The following is a 1,629-nucleotide window of genomic DNA, read 5'->3' on the forward strand; positions in this document are numbered from 1 at the left end:
GTCTCAGAAGGAGTCGCATGGGATTTTTATGATGAAGTCATCCAGTCGTGCAAGAAGTCTGATCTTTTGCTTGATATCGGCACTGGCGGCGGAGAAGCATTATTATCATTAGCGGATTCAGCTTTGCTTCTAATTGGCATTGATCTTTCCACAGGCATGATTGAGACCGCATTAAATAACGTAAAACAATCAAATAAATCAAATATAYGCTTTTTACAAATGGATGCGGAGAAGCTCGATTTTCCTGACCACTTTTTCAATGTAGTCTCTTGCAGACATTCCGCTTTTTCTGCCAAAGAAATCGCAAAAGTATTGGTGAACGATGGTGTATTTTTTACCCAACAGGTTAGTGAGCACGATAAGCTCAACCTTAAAGAGGCATTCGGAAGAGGACAGTCATTTGGTACAAAAAAAGGTGTCTTGAAAAATCAATATATTGCAGAGTTAGCTGATGCAGGCTTCACAGACATTCAGTCATTTGAATACAACGCAACCGATTATTTTGAGACGGCTGAAGACTTTATTTTTCTATTGAAACACACGCCAATTATCCCGAACTTCGGACAATCCGAGACAGATTTTCAAATCCTTCAACAATTTATTAAAAACAACCAAACCGAACAAGGAATCAGAACAAATTCAGAACGATTTATGATTACTGCAAGGAAATAAAATAAAAAGGGATACCCGGTTATGGGTATCCCTTTCTTTTGCTCATAATGTTGGATACTACAATAATGAAGTTATTTTATTAAGCACCCCAGTAATATCAAGAAATACGATGATAATGACTAGAGGAATAATAAACCTGATAATAAAAAACCAAATAATAAAAGCAGTAGCGCCAAAACGAGAATGCTGCAATAACTCCTCTCGCAGCGTGCTTTTCTTCATTTTAAGCGGTACAAAAATCGAAATCAAAAACACGCCGAGCGGCATCAAGATATTACTAACTAAATAATCAGCTGAATCAAATAGATTTTTCGAAAAGATTAAAATGTCGGCAAAAGCACTATAAGATAACGCAGACGGAATGCCTACCGCAAATATGAATGCACCAAGCATATAGGCATATTTTGTTCTCTTCTCCTCTTTGCCTTTAACCATAGAAGCTACAATGATTTCTAGCATCGAGAAGGCCGACGTTAATGTTGCAAATAAAAATAACGCTAAAAAGCCTAATAAAAAAACTTCCCCAAAAATAATTTGATCAAATACCGCGGGCAAGACAACAAACAACAAGCCAGGTCCTTCCGCTGGTTCTAAACCTAGTGAAAATACAGCCGGAAAGATGGCCAATCCCGCTAATAATGCAATCAGCAAATTCATGGTTACGATAGAAATAGCCGGTTGAATCAAGCTTTCCTTTTTTGACAAATAAGAGCTGTATGTAACCATTACGGATACTCCGACACTTAAGGAGAAAAAAGCTTGACCCATCGCAAACAATATACTTTGGGATGTGATCCTTGAGAAATCAGGTGCTAGAAAAAACTTCACACCTTCCATCGCGTTATCCAGTGTAAGTGAGCGAATGATGAGTACGATAAAGAGTACAAATAAAGCTGGCATCAAAATTTTGCTAACCTTTTCAATCCCATTTTGAATCCCTTTTGCCACTACAACAAC

2 protein-coding genes are annotated in these 1,629 nt (G+C 37.7%); one reads left to right on the forward strand and one right to left on the reverse strand.

From position 1 onward, the window contains the following. A partial coding sequence (locus tag AC1DSE_RS35020) for a class I SAM-dependent methyltransferase (RefSeq protein WP_477529096.1) occupies positions 1-672 on the forward strand: 672 nt, incomplete at its 5' end. Between the two features lie 57 nt (positions 673-729). On the opposite strand, the gene AC1DSE_RS35025 is transcribed toward AC1DSE_RS35020, so the two are convergent. Then, positions 730-1,629, reverse strand: a 900-nt coding sequence (locus AC1DSE_RS35025; protein ID WP_477529097.1) for a sodium-dependent transporter, incomplete at its 5' end; no start/stop codon positions are given.

This window comes from Paenibacillus sp. 01L418 (genome assembly GCF_056400045.1).